The 20,025-nt window shown below is 41.8% G+C and carries 12 protein-coding genes; 1 reads left to right on the top strand and 11 read right to left on the bottom strand.

Annotated elements, in window-relative coordinates:
• The 6 genes from AB4238_RS00605 to AB4238_RS00580 all read right to left on the bottom strand — a co-directional run.
• Nucleotides 1-1,417: restriction endonuclease subunit S (locus AB4238_RS00605; protein ID WP_372030621.1), on the bottom strand; the 1,417-nt coding region annotated here is incomplete at its 3' end.
• On the bottom strand, nucleotides 1,414-2,955 hold the full coding sequence (locus AB4238_RS00600) for an N-6 DNA methylase (protein ID WP_372030620.1): 1,542 nt from the start codon (nucleotides 2,953-2,955) through the stop codon (nucleotides 1,414-1,416). The genes AB4238_RS00600 and AB4238_RS00605, both read right to left, overlap by 4 nt.
• Nucleotides 2,956-3,044: 89 nt before the next feature.
• Nucleotides 3,045-4,172, bottom strand: a complete 1,128-nt coding sequence (gene fic / locus AB4238_RS00595; protein WP_372030619.1) for a protein adenylyltransferase Fic — start codon at nucleotides 4,170-4,172, stop codon at nucleotides 3,045-3,047.
• Nucleotides 4,173-4,429: 257 nt separating this feature from the next.
• The gene (hsdR, locus tag AB4238_RS00590; RefSeq protein WP_372030622.1) at nucleotides 4,430-7,975 is read right to left on the bottom strand and encodes a type I restriction-modification system endonuclease; all 3,546 of its coding nucleotides are present in this window, start codon (nucleotides 7,973-7,975) and stop codon (nucleotides 4,430-4,432) included.
• Between the two features lie 183 nt (nucleotides 7,976-8,158).
• Entirely contained in the window at nucleotides 8,159-8,545 is a 387-nt protein-coding gene (locus AB4238_RS00585; protein WP_372030618.1) for a hypothetical protein, read from the bottom strand.
• An 8-nt stretch (nucleotides 8,546-8,553) separates the two neighbouring features.
• Nucleotides 8,554-9,792, bottom strand: coding sequence for a tyrosine-type recombinase/integrase (locus AB4238_RS00580; RefSeq protein ID WP_372030617.1), 1,239 nt, complete (start codon nucleotides 9,790-9,792; stop codon nucleotides 8,554-8,556).
• Between the two features lie 624 nt (nucleotides 9,793-10,416).
• Between AB4238_RS00580 and AB4238_RS00575 the strand changes: the two genes are divergently transcribed.
• Complete coding sequence (locus AB4238_RS00575; RefSeq protein ID WP_372030616.1) at nucleotides 10,417-13,443, top strand: hypothetical protein; 3,027 nt, start codon at nucleotides 10,417-10,419, stop codon at nucleotides 13,441-13,443.
• 85 nt (nucleotides 13,444-13,528) lie between these two features.
• Here AB4238_RS00575 and AB4238_RS00570 read toward each other — a convergent pair whose 3' ends face one another.
• The 5 genes from AB4238_RS00570 to AB4238_RS00550 form a co-directional block, all read right to left on the bottom strand.
• A complete protein-coding gene (locus tag AB4238_RS00570) occupies nucleotides 13,529-14,272 on the bottom strand; it encodes a PepSY domain-containing protein (protein ID WP_372030615.1) in 744 nt (247 codons plus the stop codon).
• On the bottom strand, nucleotides 14,272-14,985 hold the full coding sequence (locus tag AB4238_RS00565) for a peptidase (RefSeq protein ID WP_372030614.1): 714 nt from the start codon (nucleotides 14,983-14,985) through the stop codon (nucleotides 14,272-14,274). Before AB4238_RS00565 ends, AB4238_RS00570 begins: the two co-directional genes overlap by 1 nt.
• A 63-nt stretch (nucleotides 14,986-15,048) precedes the next feature.
• Nucleotides 15,049-17,760: a TonB-dependent receptor gene (locus tag AB4238_RS00560; RefSeq protein WP_372030613.1), complete on the bottom strand. Its 2,712-nt coding sequence runs from the start codon at nucleotides 17,758-17,760 to the stop codon at nucleotides 15,049-15,051.
• A gap of 283 nt (nucleotides 17,761-18,043) precedes the next feature.
• Complete coding sequence (locus AB4238_RS00555) at nucleotides 18,044-18,613, bottom strand: LemA family protein (RefSeq protein ID WP_372030612.1); 570 nt, start codon at nucleotides 18,611-18,613, stop codon at nucleotides 18,044-18,046.
• A 9-nt stretch (nucleotides 18,614-18,622) separates the two neighbouring features.
• On the bottom strand, nucleotides 18,623-19,714 hold the full coding sequence (locus tag AB4238_RS00550; RefSeq protein WP_372030611.1) for a hypothetical protein: 1,092 nt from the start codon (nucleotides 19,712-19,714) through the stop codon (nucleotides 18,623-18,625).
• Nucleotides 19,715-20,025 lie beyond the last annotated feature (311 nt).

Raw genomic sequence — 20,025 nt, 5'->3', positions numbered from 1 at the left:
TGCGCTCAAGCAGGGCTTCAGCGCTGTTTTCACCTGATATCAATTCAGGGTTAGCGGTGCGCCAATCAGCGGTTAGTTCGCCTCTGAAGGCTTTAGCGAGTATCGACTGGGTGAGGTTGTTAACACGTAGCTGTGCTTCATTAACCTGAGCCTCAACTTTATCAGCAAAGGTAAACAGCTCTTCGACACGACGGACGATTTCGGTTTGTTCAACTTCAGGAGGAAGTCCTATAGGCAAACTATTTAGTGCAGCTTGAGTTAACTTGGCACGCCCTGTAGTACCTGATAACCATGGAATGACTTTGTAATACATTAGCGAGTAGCATAAATAATCATTTGCAACTTTCGTAGGTGCTTTCAATACGTGAGCATGATTATTAACCCAACACTTACCACTGTATCGATATGCTATTGGTTTTACTCGGCCATAAAATGTTTCATCTTCAGTTACCATGACCAATTCATCATCAAATATATACTCATCAACCTTATCTACTTCACCGTTTGCTCCGAAATAAGGGTAAAGGCCTTTTGCTGATTCTCTTTGTTCTTTTTTTACTGGGATTCTCATGCTATCAAGACATTCAGCGAACTCTGAAACGCTCACTAATTCCCATTCAGGAGCAATATTGACTTGTTCTGTTTCTGTGTCAGGCGCTATAGGCTCTTTAAACTTTCGGGGGCGCTTAATTGTGCCGTTAGAAACCAAATCTTGTTGTAGTTGCTCAAAATTATTTATACGTTCAGATAGCCAACGTACCTTCAAATTTTTCGAGCTTTCTATAATCTGGTTCTCACCACGCCACTCCTCCGTCAATTTGCCACTGACTGCGGCAGCGAGGACGGATTGGCGGAATGATTTTAAGATGGCGGGGATGGCATCGAGGCGGGCTTTGGTGCTTTCCACCTGCGCCAGCAGCTCATCCAGCTTGTCGGCAATGACTTTTTGTTCGGCTAGTGGGGGTAAACGAAATGGTGCTGCATTACCATCTTTAGTTCCAAGCCTAGGCATGTTGACACCGTAACTGACATCATCAACATAATGTAAAAACTTAGAACCTTTTAACCAGTAAAAAAGGTAGTTGTTAGAACAGTAAGGCTCCGAATCAATGGGGATAATTTCCGTAGTACAGACACCGTCATCTTCTGCAATTAGCACCTTATTTAAATATGGACGCAGTTTGCCATAGAGTACATCACCTTTTTTAAAGGCATTCTTTGTACTTTTAAAAGGACGCTCAGAAGCATTAACTTTTTTAAGAAGCTTAGATGAATTCTTTTCGATGTCTTCCAATTCAAGAATCCAAGTTTCAGACTCTACATCGTCCAGCGTTTTCTTAGTTGCTTTACCATAATCAACAATTTGACCTAGCTGCGTATCAAGCCATCCATCAGGCAATAAACCAAATTCACTCATCCCTTCACCCCTGATTTCTTTTCAGAGCCTAACGACTTAACTAAAGCTTCAAGATCCGCCAAAGCCCCTTTAAGCTCAGTCATGGCTTCACCCGCTAGCTCTTCTGGTGTACCTAGATCAGCAGCATCGACACTATCGGCATCTTTGACCCATGAGATGTCCAGTGAGTCACCTTTAGTCTCGCTGATATATTTACGGCTAAAGCATTTCCAACGAGAAGTATCTTTATTGCCATTTTGTGTATCTGAAACAAAGCTCCACTCGCCCTCTTTTCGCTCTGCTAATACTATGTTATACACAGCCTCAAATGGGGTTAAATGCTGCGATCCGAATGGGGTACGTTTACCAAAGCTGGGCATGTTGGTACGTAAGTCATAAACCCAAGTGTTAGCGGTGCAGTTTTCTTCTTGGTGTTTGTCGGCTTCTGAGCCTTTAGTAAAAAACAGCACATTGGTCTTAACACCTGCGGCGTAGAAGATACCTGTCGGTAAACGCAAAATAGTATGCAGGTTGCATTTGTTCATTAAATCGCGACGGATATCGGTACCGACGCCCGCTTCAAACAACACGTTATCTGGCAATACCACGGCGGCGCGGCCACCAGCTTTTAAGTTACGGTAGATGTGCTGCAAGAACGCTAGCTGTTTATTGCTGGTGGGATAAGTTAAATCGTCACGAGTAATAGAGGCATCACCACCCTTGCTGGTACCAAAAGGCGGGTTAGCCAAGATAATATCGGCTTTTGGTAGTGCAGCACCGACTTGGCCTAGCGCGTTACCTAGATGCACTACGCCTTCTTCATCGCCTTCCATGCCATGTAATAAGCAGTTCATTAAGGCTAAGCGGCGAGTAGATGGCACTAACTCGACACCAACAAAGGCGTTGTTCTTTTGAAACTCGACCTGCTTAGCGTCTAAGTCAAAGTGATCATCGGTTTGCGCTTTAATGTAGCTGTCGGCTGCAATCAAAAAGCCTGCGGTACCTGCGGCAGGATCTTGAATGACTTCGCCTGCTTGTGGGTTAATAGCCCGTACCATTGAGTCAATTAACGCACGCGGGGTAAAGTATTGGCCTGCACCTGATTTAGTCTCGTTAGCGTTCTTTTCTAGTAGGCCTTCGTACAAGTCGCCTAGACCATCTTTTTGGGCACTAAACCAGTCTATTGAATCTAATGACTTAATTAATTGCTTTAAATGGCGTGGCTCACGCAGGCGTGTTTGCGCATCTGCATAAATGGCGAGTATCAATGGGTCGGCGTGGAGGGTGTTACCGTCGCTGTCTTTACCTGTCGATAAGGTCAGTAACATACGCTTATAGTCATCAAGCAGGTTTAAGCCGTCTTTGTCGCTTAAGTCTGTCCAGCAGCAGCCTGTTGGTAAGGTGTGCTTATTGAGTAAGCCCGCTTCACTGTTTTCATGGACCATTTTAATGAATAGCAGCAAGACTAGCTCGGTTACGTAGTCAGAATAGTTAATGCCATCGTCACGCAGTACGTCACAGAGGTTCCACAGTTTTTGTACAATGTCGTTGTTGTTCATTTAGATTCTCAATTGTTTAATTTCGGCTAATGATTGCTGCAGGTTAATTTGCTGCACTCTTTACATAAATTGGTTTAATTACTTACCCGTTAATTACTGGCATCAAAGTACGGGCTAAACTGATTGCTATCTTGGGTCATTAGGGTGACAAATTTAGGGTGAACAAATAGCTTCTCTTTGCCCGATTGCACCTCTTCAAGCACACCAATATCACAGAGCTGCTTTAAGTAGACTGAAGCGGTTTGACGTTTTGCTAAGCCACTTTCGACTAGGTTTTGAATGCGGCAGTATGGCTGCTCGAAAATCACTTGGACTAGCTCATGGCTGTAGATTTTAGGTAACTGCTGACGTACATGCTCTGTGGTGTGCTCGATAAGCTCACGGGCTGCAGCTATCTTATGGGTGGTCCACTTAGCGGTTTGCTCTACAGCATTAAGGATAAAGATGATCCAGGGCTGCCACTCTTGCTTAGTAGTCACGTTTAGCAGCAAGCGATAGTAATCTTGCTTATTCGCTACTATGTATCGGCTTAGATACAGGATAGGCGCACTAAGCAGTTGCTGGTCAATTAGGTAAAGAATATTGAGCACGCGCCCTGTTCGGCCATTACCATCAATAAATGGATGTATTGCTTCAAACTGGTAATGGGCCATGGCCATTTTTATCAGTGGGTCAACATCATCTTGATTGTGTAAAAAGGCTTCCCAGTTGCTTAGTAAGTCACGAATAACGTTCTCGCCTGCTGGTGGCGTATAGATAACTTGCCCCGTAGCCTGATTGGTTAAGCTAGTTCCAGGCACTTTGCGTATATCCATCTGAGCCGATTTAATGGTGCTGCAGATCTCTAGCGCAGTGGTGACACATAAAGGCCTGCTGGTCAGTTCGGTAAAGCCTTGGTAAAGGGCAGTACGGTAGCGAAGCGCCTCTTTAGTCATGGGGTCGGCTTGACTATCCTCGTTCGCGTACTGAAACAGTTTGTCAGTCGTGGTGACAATGTTTTCAATCTCACTACTGCCTTGTGCTTCAAGTAGTGGTAGTACATTAATCAGTAACCCTTGGTTTGGTAATAGCTCACCTGCTTGCTTTAACTCAGCAAGGGCGGCGCGGGCTGGAATACAGGCTTTAAGTATGGGTAAGGTTTCGGCTAACTCCCCAAGGTCGCTCTCTAGCGGTAGTGGGGGTAAATGGTTGTATGCTTGTTCAGCTTGCCATTTCATGTTTAAAAAACCTTCATTTATCGACATAAATAGATATTACAATGAGCTTATGTCGATTCAATCGACATGTAAAGCAAACATGTTTATAAAATCTGATTAAATCGACATGTGTTACGTATTTTGAGTTGTTATGTCGATTGCATCAACATCAATAGCAACATGTATAGAAAACAGCGATATCTATACAGGTTAGATTTATACGTATAGAAAATGCGAATATTTATACATATCTCTGTGCCACACCCTCAAATTAAGTGCTAACCGACCTGCCAAAGGTATTCGTTGAGCTCATTGATAATTGTATCGAGCTGATCATCAAGTACGCTGTTAAATCGCTTAGCACCGCCTTGGTCTGCAAAACGTTGGTTTACAAATGCCTTATCTATCACAGCCTCATGCACTAATTGCTTTGCTAAGCGCTCAAGCCACTTACGTTGGTTTGGGTTCCACTCATGTTCGCTGTAAATGCGTTGCATGGCTTTATTGACCCGTTGTTCAAAGGGAATTAATGCTTCATCTAATGCGGCTTGGCGGATATAACCGATAATACTGGCAGCAATGTCTTGGTTGGTATTTTTACGCCATGCGCTTTGTAAATGTGTCTCGCTATAGCCTGCTTCATCAAGTAACAGCTTAACTTCTTTAAGTTGTTCACGGGTTAAGTCTTTAGGGCGATTAACCACCACAGATAAGGCGGCTGATTGGTTGATGTTTTTCTTAATAAAGTGATTGAAGCTTTCAAGATAATCAGCGGGCTTTTCGTGTACGCCATAGTTTTGCTGACGACTTATTAGTTCATCGTTACCGCCATAGATAATTGGCATAGCGTCACTGCCAACTAAATAACGCACCTCGGCTAACTGATTGATTAAGCATTTATGTTGTTTAAAAAATTGCGATGCCTCTTTAGGCCCAATTTGATGTAAGTGCTGGTGGAGCTTATCTGGAGCGACGCCCCATATACCCTCAAGTTGATCGAGCTTGGCTTTGAGTTCAGGTTTATTCTCTGCCCTTTTTACAGCTTTACGCATGACGCGCATGACTTTTTGGCCAAGCTGATTAAGTACATCATCAGCATGGCTTGTCCCCTCTTGCTCACCTGGTGCGTCTAGTGCTTGTGTTAATTGGTTATCATCACTTAACTCATCCACCAGCTGTTCAAGGGTGATTTTTGGGTCTTTCACTATCGGCTTCATGGTATTGACGGCTTCAAGTGCAGTATAGATATCAACAGGGTCATAAATCTTAAATGCGGTTTTGCCGATATCATCGCAACGACGAGTCGCACGCCCCATCATTTGTTCGTACAAAATGCGCGACTTAACGCGGCGTAAAAACACTAAATGACAAATCTTAGGGACATCGATACCCGTTGATAGTAGGTCAACGGTAATGGCGATATTAGGGTATCGTTCATTTTTATACTGACGAATAAGCTGGCTTACCTTGTCACTTTGACCTGTTATTTTAGCCACTGCAGCTTGATTGTAATCATCACCATATATACCAATGAATGCTTTATCTAATAGGCGTTTTACCATGTCAGCATGAACATCTGTGGCACAGAAAATCAAAGTTTTCTCATCGCCTAATGGATCTAATTCTTTGGTTAACTCTTGGCAAATAACCTCATTAAATGACTCGGTAATCACCCGCTTATTAAATGATTCAACTTCGAACGTTAACTCATCTTCTAAATCGGCTGTTTCGATTTCACCTGTTTGCGTATTAATAGCACTGATGGTTTCGCCTTTTTCGAACTTGATGCCATTTTTGTTTAATAAGGTTTCATATCGAATAGGTGGTTCATGGTCGATAAGCCAATCATCAGCCACCGCTTCACGATAACTGTAGGTGTATACGGGCTTACCAAAAATCTCACTGGTATGTTTGGCGGGAGTTGCTGTTAAACCGATACGCACCGCATCAAAATAATCGAGCACACGACGGTAACTAGACAAGTATTGGCTAGCGTCACGTGTGGCCAATTCACCTTCTGTCATTTGCTGATCTAGCGCATAGCCTCGATGGGCTTCATCAACAATAATACAGTCAAATTCATCAAGTGGCGGCGGTGTATCAGACATAAAGATGCGCTTTACCATGGCTTGCACAGTCGCTACTTGAATACGGGTTTCGGCTTCACTGGCCATATCGCCTAATTCGGCAATATTATAGATAGACGACAGCACTTTATTTTGTTCAAGCTTGGCTTCGTCAAATGAGTCACAAGCCTGTTCACCTAATGCGGTTCTATCAACGAGAAATAAAATACGTCTAAATCGTTCAGCTTTTAAAAATCGGTACATTAAGCCGATAATGGTACGGGTTTTACCTGTGCCCGTTGCCATAGCTAGCAGGCATTGGGTGTTATCTTGCTCTAAAGCTGATTCGACTGCTGTAATAGCTTTTTGCTGATAATCACGTAAGCCAAGGTAATCAAAACCTTCTTGTTGAAGTAATTTTTCTGCGTCTTCACGGCTACGTTTTAACTTATCTAGTAAGCCATCTGGCGAATGAAACTGCTGCAATGCCTTTTTAGTATTGCTGGGCTTGCGCGTATCTCGAAACCAAGTACCCGATAATTCAGCCAGTTGCTTGTTATACGGCCTGCCGTTACATGAATACACAAAGGGAATATGGTAATGGCCTTCATCTTCATCAGGCCATGCAATGGTTCGCCCTTCTAACTCCCATGCCCCTTGTTGAGGTAACGACAGTTTATAGCCTTTAGAGTAGCGCTCAGCTTGAGTTATTTTACCTGCGACATTGGTGTTCTCTTTTTTTGCTTCAACCACTGCGACAGGGGTTAAGCCACAAAACAATACATAATCAGCTCGTCCTTTTTGACCTTGATGTAATGTTGGCCATTCAGCAATAGCGAGATTTTTACCTTTTTCAGGCCGCGTACCCTTACCGTAATCTAATCTTTGCGTATCAGCAGTCCACTTTGCCTCGTTGAGTTGCTGGTCAATGAGCACTCGCGTTAACTCTTCGCTCAACTCAATTTGAATGCCCGCGTTACTCGCTTGCTTACTTAAGGTTGACCTATTTTTACTGGCTGCTTTACTGTCGGTTTGCGCTTGCTGTGCTAGTTCAGCTTGAAGCGCTTTAATGCGTGACTCAAACTGACTTTTTTGTTGTTCTAGTGCAGCTTCATGCTCAATGGCTTGCTTTGATAGTGCGCGGGCTTCTGCATCCATTTGTTCAGCAAGGACTGCATACTCTTCTTTTTCACGGGCGATTAATTCGGTTAGCTGTTTATTATCCGTTAACTGCTGGTGGTTATCGTTTAATTCGCTACGTAGCTGTTCAATTTGAGTTTGTAAATCTTGTAATTCTTTACTGGGATCTTGAGGCGGGACAAACGGGCCAGCTTTAAATGATGACTTAAGATTGCCAAAGGCATGGTGAAACCATATTGCTAAACTGCGAGCTAGCTTTAATCCTTCTAACGCTTCTTTATGTTGGGTTCTAAACTGATGAGTCGCTTTATTACCTTCGATTCTTAAAGAATGAAATAGCTGGCGGACTACGGGTTCTAAATTAAGGTCGCGGTGAATTTTATAAAGCAGATCGGCTTGGGTCGTTTTATCATCAAACTCAATACCACATCTAGCGGCAATATCTTGAGCCATTGCTTCACCTAACTGACGAAGCTTTATCAATGTCGTATTCGGATCGCTAGTAAAAGCACGCTCAGCACTGCTGGCTAAGTCAATGAATATGGGATCATATGATTCGAGAAAGCTAAAATTTACTGATTTTATTTCTGAGCTTTGACTCTGTTTATCCGATGCCATCATTCCCTCGCAGCGCTGCAATCATTTTTACTGAATTGAATATAATCATACTCTGTAAAAATTGAAGAATCACCAAATTGTTATTACAGATGTGCATACAGATCAGAAAGATACAATTAAATTGATAACAAGACATTTAGACACTGATATACAACCATCTTGTTAGTAAGTTCAACTCAAAAACTAATATATGACCCCTTCCATTTCCTTTTCATATGCCGCTTGCTCTCGCTCCTGTTCAGTAGTCAGTGGCACGTCATCAGCTAACTTGGCCGCTTCAAATTCAGGCGATAAAAATACTTGATATCCAAGCTCCTTTAACAAAGACACCATTCTTGTTGGTGAAGTGATAAGTTCACCATCATCTGAATCATAAGCTATGTAACCATACATGTGTTTGCCATCACATATGACTTTTAAAGAACTCAGAATGCTACTTGGCGATGTTGACACCGCACATGGGGCACTTAACCTCTTATCAAACGAGCGCCTATTTTCAATCGACTCTAAAGTCACTTCAAATTCATCAACATTACCAACGGCTAACATTGAAACCTTAACTGCTGACATAATCACTCCTAATTATTAATTTGAGTTTTTAATAGTTCGATTTCACTGTCTATTAAGCCAGTGACATTCAACCATTTATCAAGTGCTATCGTCTTTTCATCTATATACTGACTGCGGTTGTAGATCCCTGCTACGCCGCTAATAGAATGACCTAATAGATGCTCAACAATATGTGGCGCGACGCCTATATCACTAAGCCGAGTTGCCAATGTTCTTCTAAAGTCATGAAACGTCCACTTATCTTCATGTCCAAGCTTTTTCCAAATGGAGCCACCATATGCGCTAACAGCTTCAGAGTTCTTTAATTCACCCAACACATACCCTGACTTCTGATGTTTAGCTTTTAGCCTTTTAAGCCATGGATACATGCTTTTAGGTATTGGACGTATAATCAACTCTGCAGTCTTACTATTGGCTTTAGGTACGGTCCATAACCCTTTTTCAAAGTCCCATTCTTTCCAGGTTGATAAGCGAATCTCTTGGGTTCGCGCACCGAATACAATCAGTAACCAAATTAGATTGCTATAGTAATTTTTAAACGCTGCTGTTTTCACGTTATCAATAACATCTTGTAATTCGACCTCATTAAGCACCCTATCTCGCTTATTTTGCTTCTTACCAACGTCTGTTGTCGTTAAGTCATCAATAACGTAGCTGGTGGCATACTCTCTTTTTCTACAAAATAACAATGCTTGCTTTGCCCCTTGCAAGACTTGACCTGCTGCGACTGGGGCTCCCTTTCGTTCATTAGGGATACCCTTCTTAATTCGGTCAAAACATTCCAACCATTGCGGTTTAGTGGTTTTCTCTAAAGGATACTTTCCAATATAGGGGTATAAATGGCGTTCAAATTGGGCTTTTGTCTTATCAACGTTTTTTCGATGCTCTAAGGCATATTCCACCAGCCAATATTCAAGCGCATCTTTAACTGTGACCGCTTCTTTACGTTTCACTTTGACAAGTGATAACTGAATAACAGGATCTTCGCCGTTATCTAACCATTCTCGACACTGATCTCGTTTAGCTCTAGCTTGTTTAATTGAAGTTTCAGGGTATTTACCCAAACTAGCCCACTTAGGGTTAGTCTCCCGACCACCAAGTCGGTATCTAAAAACCCAGCCAATTACGCCTGTTTTTGATATACGAACAGATAGCCCATCACCATCTGCAATGACAGCTTTCCCCACATAAGGTTTGCCCACAATCTTACGCAAGAATGTGTCGGATAACTTATTAATAGCCGCCATATCAATCCTAGTTTGCTACACACCGTGCTACACACCGTTTGCTTGACGAAGAAAAACACATACAAACAGCCCCGAACAACATTATCCGTAACCACATGATAATTAGCAACTTAAAAGATAAAACCCGAACAACATCGAACGCACAAAAACACAAAAAGCACCAAACCAGAAAATACGGCATGAACTAAGAAGCGATTCTTAATTCGTTGTATTAAAAAAGGCTAATCAGTAATGATTAGCCTTTTTTGTTATTAACTTTTTTACATCAGCAACTTAAATTAGGTCAAAATAATCACTCAAACATCCTTCTTTTTGGCCGTTTTACACATAGCTACAATCTCGTTCATTCAAAGCGTAAATTGCCTCTAGCTCACTCATCCAACTAGTTAGCAATCTGTTGAGACGGTTTTACCAACTTGTTACAATCCCTTGCTAATTAACTGATTTATTTACAAAACAACTTTAGCGTTCACTTAATTAATATTCAAACCTTTTTAGGCAGCGCACACTATTCCGCCAATAACATTTGTTATGGCATAACAACAAATAATAAAGCACTCAGAGCCAAGTAATTATCTAGAACCAAGGCGCTCGGCGATATTATCACCACAATCAAGGAATGTTATGAAACATTGGATTGGAGCAGCAAGCTTATCGATATTCTTATCAGCTTGTGGCGGGAGCAGCGACAGCACTCCCGACATAGATGAAACACCAATAGACAAAGAGCCTGTATCTGCAGTATTTGTAAATAGTTTTGCAGTAACCAGCAGTAATAGTTGTGATGCAGCAGGAACCCAGATTAATTTAGGTTTCGATATTAACGGCAACGCTAATCTTGATGATGATGAAATAACCTCAACAGAATATATTTGTAACGGCTCAGATGGCCTAACAGTTCTTTTAGAAACTGAAAACCTAAATATTGGATCTGCATGTGCTAATGGTGGTATCGCCATATACACAGGTATGGATACAGATAAAGATGGCCTATTAGCATCGAATGAGCGGAGCCAAACTCGTTATGTATGTAATGGTACTGACGGTACTGATGGTACTGATGGTACTGATGGTACTGACGGTAGTGATGGGTTTAATAGCTTAATCAATGTCACTATAGAACCTGCTGGTAGTCAATGTCCCGCTGGCGGCCAAAAGCTTGATATGGGCTTAGATACCAATAATAACTTATCTTTAAGCGCAGATGAAATTACATTAACGACTTATATTTGCCACGGTTCTGACGGTTCTGACGGTTCTGACGGTTCTGATGGTTCTGATGGTTCTGATAGTTTAATTGATATTACAACTGAACCCGTTGGAGCAAACTGTACTGCCGGCGGCATGCGTATAGATACGGGTCTTGATAGCAACCTAAGTGGCGTTTTAGACAGTGGCGAAATTACTGCAACAGAGTTTATCTGTAATAGCATCGATGGCTCTGACGGTTTCAATAGTTTAATCAAGATTACGACAGAAGTCGCAGGGGCAAACTGTGTCGCAGGAGGTAAGCGTATCGATAGTGGTTTAGATACGAACCGAAGTGGTGTACTCGATAATAACGAAATATCAGTGACTGAATACGTTTGTAACGGCGAAGATTTTGATTCAGGTAACAATGATTTCGATGCCCCTACAGCAACCATAACCTTCCCGATAAATAACAGTTTAACAACTGAAAGCAGTTATACCATTCGTGGAACGAGTACTGATGTAAGTCGCATTGATTCTGTGTCAGTTAATGGCGTAGATGCCAGCAGCGATGATGATTACGCAACTTGGACTGCAAGTATTCCATTAAGCCACCTAGACAATACCATCACAGTAGCTGTTGAGGATGAATGGGGGAACGAAAATACCAACGCAGCTTCAATCAACTTAAAAAATGTTGGCCCAATAATTAGTTATGTCAATGATATGAAAGTGGAAGAAAGCGGTGATGAAATCTTCTTAGTTGATTCATCTAATGACAGCGTTTATGTCGTTTCAAAAACTGATGGTTCGGTCAAAATCATTGCTGATGATAATCTTGGTGAAGACTTTATTGAATTTACTGTTCCACAAGCTTTAGTGATTGATAGAGCGCGAGATCGATTATTAATATCTGACACTCTTGAAAATCATATCGTGGCGGTAAGTTTAACGACAGGGGCAAAAACAATATTTTCAAATGATGTCATTCCAAATACAGACTACCCTGTAAGTGATAATAGCATTATTGAAATGGCGATAGATGCGGACAATAATCGTCTATTTGCATTACAGTATGACGGTTCTGGCAATGATGACCGAATTTTAAGTATCGACTTGTCCACTGGCGCACGTACTTTATTTTCAGGTCAAGGTGTGCCTGATAATGATAATATTTTCGCCAGACCCTATGCAATGACAATCGATCACGATAATAACAAACTGTGGGTCATGGATTTATATTCAGGTTTGTATTCTGTATCAATGACGGACGGCACCCGCGCTGACGACTTGTATACCTATGACTTTACTTCAGCAGGATCAATAACTTACGACCCAACCAATAATCGTATACTTTCCAGTAAAGGCAGAAAATCAGTTACCACCATTGATGTCGTATCAAGTGCGTTTGCGACACTTTCTGATGACTCAACACCTGACGGCGAACTCATTCTCAAAGAAATCAGTTCTATTCGATGGGATGATGACAAACATGTTGCCTATACATGGGATGATGATCGAGAGATTATCACTCAAATTAATGGCACTGACGGCAGCCGCAGCCCTTTAACACATGGTTATACTGGCGATACTGATATTGTTTTTAGTTCGGTCACTAAAATGATTGAAAGTGCTGATGGGAGTACAATTTACGTAACAGATGACAACCATGAGGAAATATTTAAAGTCGATGTAGCTACCGGTACTAAATCACTATTAACTAGCTCAACCTACCCTGATGCTAGTAACCCAATTATTGAAGTCCATTTTGCAGTTTTGGACGAAAATAATAACCGTTTGTTAGTCATGGGAGACGAATTCAAACTCACCGCTGTAGATATCACCACCGGAGTAAGAACACTAATTGATGCGAATGTGGGCAGCGATATAGGTGAAGACGTTTACGCTGCAGGATTAGAGTTTGACGCAGTCAATAACCGCTTATTTATACTGGATGATGACGAATCCCACGTTTACCAGTATGAACTTGATACTAATACGATTTCCATATTCATGCAGCACGATGACAATGGTTTTGAATATCCATTTAATTCAACACTTGATACCGTCAACGATGCGTTAATCATCGCTGATGAAAACCGTATTTTAATCAAACCATTGGATGGTTCTGCTTTTACTGTTCTTTCAGATAACGCAGGTATACCTAACGCTGATAATCCAACAGATAATGAAATTCATGCGATGACGTTTGACAGTGAAAACAATAGAATTCTGGTTGTAGATGCAGACCAACAATTATTTTCTATTGATCGCACTAGTGGTGTACGTAGCCTTTTAGGGGATCTGGATTATTTTAATAAAGGTGATTTAAATAAAGGCGTCGCAATAAGAGAAATGATTAAAACCTCATCAGGACAAATACTGCTCTTTGACTATGACTCGAAATCTATCTTGTCATTAGATATCGATTCGCTAGATCACGTTATTGTAGCAAGGTAATAACGGCTAGATCTTAATCTAATTAACAACTAAAAACCGTAAGGCATAAGCATTACGGTTTTTTATTTTATGGTTTTAATTTCCTTCATACTCTATACCGCTTCATTATTAGATTCTCAATCACCCAATACAAACCTGTTAGCGATAAAATCAGCATCATCAAGCCAAATAACCAACTAAAGGGGTTGTTGAAACTGCCTTGATGTAAGTAATCCATAAAGTGCAGTTTAAACATAAAGTCAGCAACCTGTGTTTGCTGATTCTTGTGGCCAATAAGCTGACCATTAACGGCATTAATATAGATCCGAGTTTCTAGCTCATCCGCCATATTAACTTGCCACATCGGATTACACTGTTTAGGCCACTCAGTGTGAGCCTTTTCAAGCTTATTGATGCTAATAAACTCTCCAGGCCCCATATAACTGTTTAATGCTAATTGAGTAGCAATATGCCGATCGATAACAAAGGGCTTACCGCTATAGGCATGGCGTAACGATTGCTGCTGGCATTGGTGTTGATAGCGTTGAACTTGGTTATCAAGCATGTAAACGGGCTGCCCAGCAATCATCTGTAATGTAAGCTGCTCAACAGTGTTGTTTGGAGATAAGGCTAATACTTCTTCAGCACTAAGCAGGCGCTCAGGATCAATTTTAAGCGCTTTTGGCTCGATATGATGACTATGGTTGTAAACCATACCTTTTAGCTCATCATGGGGTGTTAGGTTGAAGTATACGCCTGTGATTAACCATATCAGTAGCTGCAGACTCACAATTACGCCGAGCCAGTAATGTAGCACTCTAATCCAACGTCTAACGGACTTAGTCTGCATTACAGGTATCTCCGTCTGCGCTGCCAGACTAAAAGTAGTCCTGCGGCAACAGCTATGATGGAGATAAGCGCTGTTGTTAACAGTAACTTATTATCAATAGCCTCACCATCATCGTAATCCATAATGTGCCATTTCCAGAACAGATCGAACAGCCTCCAATAATCGTGCCTGCGGGTAACAACCTCGCCACCCTTGGCTGATATATACAAGGTACTGCTGACACTATCATCAAACTCAATTTTCCAAACAGGCAGGTGCCGCTTGGCAAGTTCGCTAGGTGGATCCTCGCTGATGAATGTTATCTGCAGTAGCTTGGCAGCCGGTGAAATTGACTGTTGATGCTGCAATCGCCGTGCTATCGCAATAGCTTGCTGCTTACTCAACAAGTCAACTAGCTTGCCATTGCTAGCATCAATTAACAGTGTTTCACCCTTTAGCTTGAGTTGATAATAGCTTCGCTGGCTCAGGACTTTAAGGCTAATAGCTTCAGCCTCAGGGTAACGCTGATAAACCTCTTTAATCGAATAACCGAGCACGCCTGCAGCCAAATAATCAACTTCAGCAGCCTTGATATGATCACTTCGAATATAACCAAGATCCATGAGGACGAAATAGCTACCCGTTAGCGCCCAAATCGAGATAGGTATTGCTAGAAGTAGCATCAGCCAACGATGTAGTTGATGGGCAGACAACTTAATTTTAAATGAACGCAATGTAATAACAGTCCCTATTTACATCTCGGATTATTCGCTAAGCTAATCAATATGGTAGCTGTTTTATAACGACCAGCTGAACGCAAAGTAGTATCGACGTCCCATCAGGTCATAGGTCATGGTATTGGTATTGCCATCGGTATAACTCTGGTGATATGGCGCCGCTTTATCAAACAGATTATCAACTCCTCCCGTTAAGGCAATAGCATCATTAAGTTGGTAGCGTACTTGGAGGTTATGGTATGCCACCGCATCTACGCTGTCGCCAATATCCCCCTGATTTGCATATTGATCATCCGCGGCTCCAATATACTGAATGTTGTAGCTATAGCGCCACTTTGCCTCACTAACGTCAAAGTATAAGTTTGAGCGCCACTTGGTGTAACTGCCGTCATAGCCTATGGTTCCAGCACGAGACTCTACAGGAGCTCCAGCATAAGTCTGAATGTCATACTGGTCTAAATAGCTCACCTCCCATGTCGTATTCGTTGTAAAACGCCCCAAGTCTTTTTGATAAAATAGCGCCATATCAACACCAGACACCTGCTCATTGGCCGCATTACCCAGTTGAGTTTGTAAGTACGAGATCTCTCCCGTGAGTGGGTCTCGAGTAAAGTGTTCGTCACTACAAAACGGATGAGACATGCCGTTACTGTCGTAACATGCAGCTAGCTTGCTGGAGCCATTGACCGAGTTAATTGCATTTTCAATACTGATTTTGTAGTAATCGAGGGTAATGCTTAACCCCTCAACAACAGCCACATTCCACACAATACCAGCGGTAAAGGTGTCAGCCTCCTCCGGCTTCAAATCAGCATTGCCACCACGGTCAGTCAATATCGTGCCTTCTTGCACGTAATCTGTTGGTACGCTTGCAGCCATACAGTTTGCGTAACGATTAGAGTTGGGATCAAGTTGACTCCATTCACTACAAGGATCAGTAGTGTTCATGTAACCCTGATCGATACCACCAAATAATTCTGGAATATTGGGCACTCTAAAAGCTGTTGATTGCGTTGCACGGAGTGTCAACTCGTTATTTACAGCCCACTGTAAACCAAGCTTATAATTGGTATCACCACCGAATGTGTCAAAGTAGGAGTAGCGAACAGCTGCGGTCAAATCTACCTGCTTGGCAAAAGGTAGATCGCTGAGTAGCGGCACCAAAGCCTCAAAATAAATCTCATCAGCAGTGTAGCTGCCATTAATCGCATCTTGCTGCGCAGTATTAGCATCACCGCTTATTTTAAGCGGGTCGGGATCATTCCAGCCTTTCTCTTTACGGTGCTCTACACCGGAGGCGAAGCTCATTGTGCCAGCAGGTAACTCCCACAAATCACCGGTAACATTGGCGGTAACGCTGAACTGCTCGTTGCCACCATTGTCTTTCATGTCAAATAGGAAGTAATCCAACATTTCTGCGGTGAGTGAGTTTTCACCCCACATATCAGCACAGGGAATATTGGGATCGCTACTACATAAGCTGTAGTCAGTTGCTTCTGCCAATCTGGCATTGTTGATCACATTGGTGACCTCATAAGAGCCTCTATTACTGCCGTAATTGATCGCGACATCCCACTGCCAGCTGTTATCTAACTCACCTTTAAAACCTGAAACCACACGCCAAGTATCAGCGCGAATATTAAACTCACGTGGCGCTTCAGCTAACCTGCGACTATTAAGTAAAAAATCTTGTTCAGTTGGATTTGACTCGTGCCAAGCGGGAATAACAATGCCAGAGACTGTTTGCGGAGTCGCTGGCAGTTGAGAGCTTCTATGGGTAAACATGGCTTCAGTATAAAACTGTGTGTTATCAGTGACATCATATTCACCGTATGCAAACAGATTAATGCGCTCATTAGGTTGCACCGCATTAAAGTACTGATAATAATTGTCTCGCTCACCTTCATAAGGCGAGGAGCCATCGGGTAAAAGCTTTACCTCTTCACCGATAGGGTTACCATTGCTATCGAGAAAATAGCCGCGCCCTCCTGGCAAAGCAGAGCTACCACTGCAGACTAACTCACCATCTTGCTCAGTAAGAGGACAGGCTGCGCGGCTCAACATCTCCACAGCTTGAGTTTTGTCATAGCTCATTGCGATATATGCACTGCCTCTATCACCGACATGACCTAAAGCAATATCGAACTGATATTGCTCACCGTCACCTTGTTCGGTGATGCCGCTGCGAGCCTGAAGCTCAACGCCATCGATTTGCTGCTTAGTGATGATATTAACCACTCCAGCTACCGCATCAGCACCATAAACAGCAGAAGCGCCATCTTTAAGCACTTCAATACGTTCAATGACACTCACTGGAATAGTATTTAGATCTACCGATGAGTTTGCGCCTGTACCACTATTGACCATGCGACGACCATTTAGTAGCACTAGTGTGCGATTAACCCCTAATCCCCTCAGGTTTACCTGAGTTGAACCATAACCGCCTTCAGTCCAGTAAGCGTTGGTTTGGTTACCTGCAAAACCCGCTGAGGCTGACATCCGCTGTAGCAATACATCAACAGAAGTCGCCCCGCTTTTCTCTATGTCTGCGGCGGTAAAGACTGTCATCGGTGCAGTAGAGCTCATCTCTTCTCGATAAATACGGCTGCCAGTAATAGCTATCCGCTCCATATCCGCTGTTGTTTCAATTAACTTATCTGTTAATTGAGCTGGCTGGGGAGTGTCGATTTTTGCGTCGGCACTGTAAACATGAAAGTGAGGCAGAAGGCCTATAGAAAGTGTAATTGCACTCATCACTGCAGAGCGATACATAAACAGTCCTATGACAAATTTATTTTAATTATGCAGCGATTTTTAGGGGTTCATGGTTAGATCTCAATAAAAACTCAACCAAGTGCGACACTGTGTCACACCCAGATGTGACATAGTTTACATATCAAACATTTATGCCAAGTCAAACTCGTTCAAAAAACAGCCAGCGTTGCATTATTGCTCGTCACACAGCCAAAATAGATGACGACAATTAACCGCTGCAAGCATCAAAAAAAAGCCCTTAAAGGGCTTTTAATATCGAAAATATATCAGCAGATAGGTATTATAGATTTGGTGAATAATCAAACGTGCTAGCAGCCGAGTCATCAACAAAATTGTCGACGGGTTTCTTTCTATTTAAAACACCGTTGACCATGTTGCTTGGAAAGCTCTCAATCCGCGTATTGAAAATAGCAACGTTTTGGTTAAACACTCGCAGTGCAGCCCCAACGTGCTCCTCTTGATTAACAATCTCTGCCATGTTCTTGCTAAATGACTCTGATGCTTTCAATTCAGGGTAACTTTCAGACACAAATCTTAAGCTCTGCATCAACTGTTCAGAGACATTGCTCACTTCGCTGCAGCGACTAGGTTCAATCTCTTTACCATCAAGCTGCTCAACACTGTTTCTCAGTGCTGCGATGTTTTTAAATACGTCAGATTCAAACAACTTATGTTCATGAAGCACTTTTTCCAATTCAGGCAAAATGCGCATGCGCTGTCTTTCTATTACAATGACATCGTCCCAAGATTGCTGCACTGATTTATGCTCAAAAACAATACTATTATATAGCGCGATGATGGTACCAATGACAGACACTATAATGGTGCCAGCTATTACTTGTTCAAACATGTTAAATTCCTAATTATATATTTTACTATGGACGTTACGGGTATATTGCATAAAGGTTTCAAGTGAAGTTTTTTCGAGCAATTCTTCGGTGAAGTTATCGAATGTAATATAACCTTCTAGAGGAGGTAAAATATCAACATCAACCTGTGAAACTAACAGATGACCATCCTTATCTGCTTCAATAGTTAAATTATTATACTGCTGTGCTAATGCCTCTATATTTAACATCATCTTTGGCGTTAAAAATTGCGCAACAGCAATCTGAGTTTCACCTTCACTGTAGAATTTTTTATCAAAAGAAATCAGCGAAGGTTTAAAGGTTTCATAACCAGCAGATTTAATCACGCTACCAGAATTAGAGATTTTTATACCTTTATGACGATTGCATCCACTCATGACGACACCGTAACGCCAGAATGTCTTGTACTCGTAATAGACTCTTTTATTCTTACCAAAGCCTTCAGTGCGTTTAATTTGGTTGGTATGCTCAGAGCGAACAATCGCAAAGGCGTTCACCCCTTCAAATTCATCACCGAGTTCGACTCTATAAGCAGCAACACGGTTACTATAGTTGCCACGCTGAAAATCGTGATATGCTGAGCTACTTAATGATTTCATTGTTGCGCCATGCCGCAGCAGCAACACCTTGTTATAAACAGCTTTAGTTTGCTTATTAACGTAGTTTACAAATTTGTCTTTTTTAACTTTCTTTAAATTAGCAGTATACTTAACTAGCAGATACATTAGCGCAAGAGTTGCCACTGTAATGATAAAACCATTACTTGAACTGGAGCTATATGTATACCTCGACTTCAATGAAGTTATATACATCCAACCAATGTAACTAGCAGGTACTAATACTATTAAGCTATGCAAAACATTTACCGATCGGCTACAAAGAAAACTATAAAAAAGGTCTCCTTTCTTTGCTTGGTATTCGTCCACTAACCCGGTTAATTCATCGACAGACTCAGATTTTTCGACCCTTTCCAGCACCTCATCCATGTAGGTAACGCGACGATGATATTTATCACCTTTTAACCACTGATTAAATTTATTATCTTCTAACCACTTACTAATTTTATTATCTTTAAATGCCATTCATAAACCTAAAAATGAGAATTGTTATTCGCCATAAATATAAGAAATTTAACGCTCTACATTATATTGATAAAAATGGTTAATTTATTCTTCTCCCTAGCAATACTCAGCACAAAAAACAAAAACCAGTAATTTTACTAGGCACGAGAACAGTAATTAATCCCAAAAACTTGCATCAACACTGCTCAGCACCGATTAACTTTGACCCACTAAGAGATTTTGTTACATTAGGGACAGTTGATCTTCCACGGTTGTTTTTGCCGCAGTTTATTAGCTATTTTGGTAAGGCGGAGGCTATGCCGTTTAGTTAT

The sequence above is a fragment of the Shewanella sp. 10N.286.45.A1 genome, assembly GCF_041470405.1.
Lineage (GTDB): Bacteria > Pseudomonadota > Gammaproteobacteria > Enterobacterales > Shewanellaceae > Shewanella.
This window is presented reverse-complemented; position numbering and strand designations above follow the sequence as displayed.